This is a genomic window from Infirmifilum sp. (genome assembly GCF_049970975.1).
GTDB classification, from domain to species: Archaea; Thermoproteota; Thermoprotei; order Thermofilales; family Thermofilaceae; genus Thermofilum; species Thermofilum uzonense.
Window position 1 is genome coordinate 1 of the sequence record NZ_JBMFLX010000147.1, and the last position, 2,969, is coordinate 2,969.

A 2,969-nucleotide genomic window follows, 5' to 3' on the forward strand; every position below is an offset into this window, starting at 1 on the left:
CCCTCACCGAGAAGAAGAAAAGGACAACACCGAGGAGCCGGCACCCAGCGGTGCAGGCAGTGGTAAACTTACTCTATATACTTCTTTAGCTCGGGTCTCTGCTCTGCCATTTTCTTGAACAACGAGATAGATATCTTGTCTACAAGCGCTCTGCCCTGATCGGAGACAACCCGCCCCTTGCTCGTCTTCACGATAAGACCGGCAGCTTCTAACTGTTGAAGCGCTTTACGGACCGCTGCCCCTCCACCCTTTTTGAAATGTTTCCGCTTGACAGTATTCTTGGTTCTACCACCATACGCTGTGCGCAGCCTCTCTATACCTACTGGCCCGTAGAGGTATACCTTCCTGAGAAGAGCTGCACACCTCTTATACCACCAGTCAGGATCACTTGGTATGCGTTCCCGGGTGGGTCCCGTTTTTGCAAAATATGACCACTCGGGTGGCTGGACTTCCTTTACATTCTCTTTTAGATATTTAGCCAATTCTTCAATCAGTATGTTTGGGGGAACGAAACGTGCATCTACCAAACAGTTCACCTTCCCTACACACTTCGACACAACTTATAAAATTTATGTCTCTTAGAAGAAAAGGATTTGTTTATGTCCAATGTGAAAGAAGGAGACTGGGTACTGTTGTATTACAATGAAAGAAAAAACTATGTCGTACGCGTTGAAAAAGGAAAGACGTTTCACTCAACACATGGCTCAATAGACCTCTCATCACTCATTGGTGTGCCATACGGCAGTTACGTGGAGACGAATATAGGTGAAAAACTACTAGTGACAAAAACGAGCTTCATGGAGAGGCTTGAAGGGCTGCAAAGAACAACTCAGGTAATTTATCCAAAAGACCTGGGTTACATATTACTTGCTTCAGGCGTAGGACCTGGAAGTGTTGTAGTTGAAGCTGGAACGGGGACTGGTTTCCTAACTGCTACTCTGGCCTGGTACGTGCGACCGAGTGGACGCGTATACACATATGAGATACGTAAGGATTTCTACCAGCAGGCCCTAAAGAACTTCGAGCTTCTTGGAGTCCTACCATATATAACCGCGAAAAACAGGGACATCCGAGACGGTATTGAAGAGGAAGATGTGGATGCGGTTCTTTTAGATCTTCCATCCCCATGGGAAATTATTCATGAGGCTTACGCTAAGCTAACACATGGAGGCTCCCTGACAGTGTTTGTACCAACTCTCACGCAGGTTGAAAAAACGCTTCGCAGTCTTCGATCATCTGATTTTAAACTCATAGAGGTTTCCGAGAGCATTCAGAGAAAATACCAAGCCACTCCTGGCGAGCTACGCCCACTAACGCTTGGAGTCATGCATACCGGCTACATAATCAGGGCTCGGAAACCATAGTGTAATGCTTTTAACCCCATCTGAATTATAGAAAACAAGCGGGGGTGCCCGAGCTAGGTCAAAGGGGGCGGTCCCTATGAGGGCCCACACTCAAGATCCGCTGGCGTCGGCCTACCCGGGTTCAAATCCCGGCCCCCGCACCTCTCCTGGAATAATACTCATTTTCTAGAATTTTTTAAGGAATAAAAGTGGAAGACTAATTGGGTTTACTCTTCCGTAGAGCTATAACCTTGAATTCTCTCAGCCGCCATATCCAAAAGGAACTCGCTTTTCCAGCCTGCATTCCGAAATCTACTGCTAAGAATTATTAGTACGCCAGGTGTGAAGGACGCCAGGACGGCGTAAATAACGCGTCCCTTATGCGACAAGGTCACAGCAAGCACTAAAGCATTTCTTGGCGGATCACCCTGTAATTGATAACGCAAAACGTGCTCGGACACAACGTATCTTTCTGGATTCAATCCATACTCCACAAGCCACTCAATAATTTTCTTAAAGTAAATCGCGTACCTTTCACTACTCCTAGTCTTTTTAAGGCCTAGAACCCCTAAATCAAGCCAAAAAACTTCTGCATCTCTGTTCACATAGAATACGGCTATACTTTTAAGACCACGCATCCGCACAAGACCTCCCAGACCCCGAAAAACCCCCCACTAAATAAGCTCTTCGTTGTGCCCGCTGTAGACCTTCAATATATATGAGTCTGCACACATAATACTTTTACAACCTCTAATCTTACGTCTCTTGACACCAGTAGAGCTAGATTTAAATCCTTCAACTAAATAAAGAAGTAGAGCCCGGTGGTGTAGCGGTCAAGCATGGCGGGCTCTGGCCCCGCAGATCCGGGGTTCGAATCCCCGCCGGGCTACTTCATGTTTCTTATGCAGGAACATTACTTATTGTAATAATCGAAGAGCGAAATCCATTTATTTCCCCAATAAACCACAACTTTAGGGTCAGCCGGGGTAGCTCAGCTGGGAGAGCGCTCGGCTGAAGTCTCCCAGTAGAAACCGAGAGGTCCCGGGTTCAAATCCCGGCCCCGGCACCATTCTCGGCCCTATTTTACTTTCAATATCCCTAATCCCTAGTATGTCTTCCCCGCTTCCCATTCCTCGAGGAGGCTTTCAAGCATGCCCCTGTACTCCACGAGTCCCCTGAGCATTGCTTCCATGCTTTGGAGTGCCCTCCTTTGGTCTAAGAGGATGCCAGCGTAGGCCCTCAGCGAGGCGTGTGCAGGGTTTGGGCCTCGAAATAAACGCTGACATAAACGCGTGCTTAAACATAACCAGAAGAGTGGGATACAATCTGCCCACAACAGCGAAAATCGAATCCTACACCCCCACACAGCGAAGCCACATCAAAAGACAAGGGACAAAAAGATAAGACCACCAGAAGCCAGAGAATAACCCCAAAGAAGAGTAACCCGGGAGCCCGCCCCAGTGACGCGGGGCGTTTTAGATTCAATAAAGGGTTCTGAAAGAATTATGCTTCGGATTTCTCTTGATCAAGAGGAGTCTCCTCTAGGCTCATCCAATTTAACAATGGGCTTCTTTCGACTATTTTTCCCTGCTTAACTGCATCCATTAGAAAGAAGTGGATTTGCGA

Annotated in this window: 4 protein-coding genes and 3 tRNA genes; 4 read left to right on the top strand and 3 right to left on the bottom strand. The window is 47.3% G+C overall.

All coding sequences use genetic code 11. The features are described from left to right. Positions 1-68: 68 nt before the first annotated feature. Positions 69-527, bottom strand: coding sequence for a 30S ribosomal protein S19e (locus ACP5KC_RS09740; protein WP_052884937.1), 459 nt, complete (start codon positions 525-527; stop codon positions 69-71). Between the two features lie 72 nt (positions 528-599). Here ACP5KC_RS09740 and ACP5KC_RS09745 point away from each other — a divergent pair, with 72 nt between their 5' ends. Next, entirely contained in the window at positions 600-1,364 is a 765-nt protein-coding gene (locus tag ACP5KC_RS09745) for a tRNA (adenine-N1)-methyltransferase (RefSeq protein ID WP_424737896.1), read from the top strand. A gap of 38 nt (positions 1,365-1,402) precedes the next feature. Then, a tRNA-Leu gene (locus ACP5KC_RS09750) sits at positions 1,403-1,504 on the top strand. Between the two features lie 66 nt (positions 1,505-1,570). Here ACP5KC_RS09750 and ACP5KC_RS09755 read toward each other — a convergent pair. Next, positions 1,571-1,981 carry a hypothetical protein gene (locus tag ACP5KC_RS09755; RefSeq protein ID WP_424741038.1) on the bottom strand — a complete coding sequence of 137 codons (411 nt, stop codon included), beginning with the start codon at positions 1,979-1,981 and terminating at the stop codon, positions 1,571-1,573. A gap of 177 nt (positions 1,982-2,158) precedes the next feature. Here ACP5KC_RS09755 and ACP5KC_RS09760 point away from each other — a divergent pair. Further along, a tRNA-Gln gene (locus tag ACP5KC_RS09760) sits at positions 2,159-2,232 on the top strand. 91 nt (positions 2,233-2,323) lie between these two features. Beyond that, positions 2,324-2,412 (top strand) — tRNA-Phe (locus ACP5KC_RS09765). A 36-nt stretch (positions 2,413-2,448) separates the two neighbouring features. On the opposite strand, the gene ACP5KC_RS09770 is transcribed toward ACP5KC_RS09765, so the two are convergent. Next, on the bottom strand, positions 2,449-2,709 hold the full coding sequence (locus ACP5KC_RS09770; RefSeq protein ID WP_428287437.1) for a hypothetical protein: 261 nt from the start codon (positions 2,707-2,709) through the stop codon (positions 2,449-2,451). Positions 2,710-2,969 lie beyond the last annotated feature (260 nt).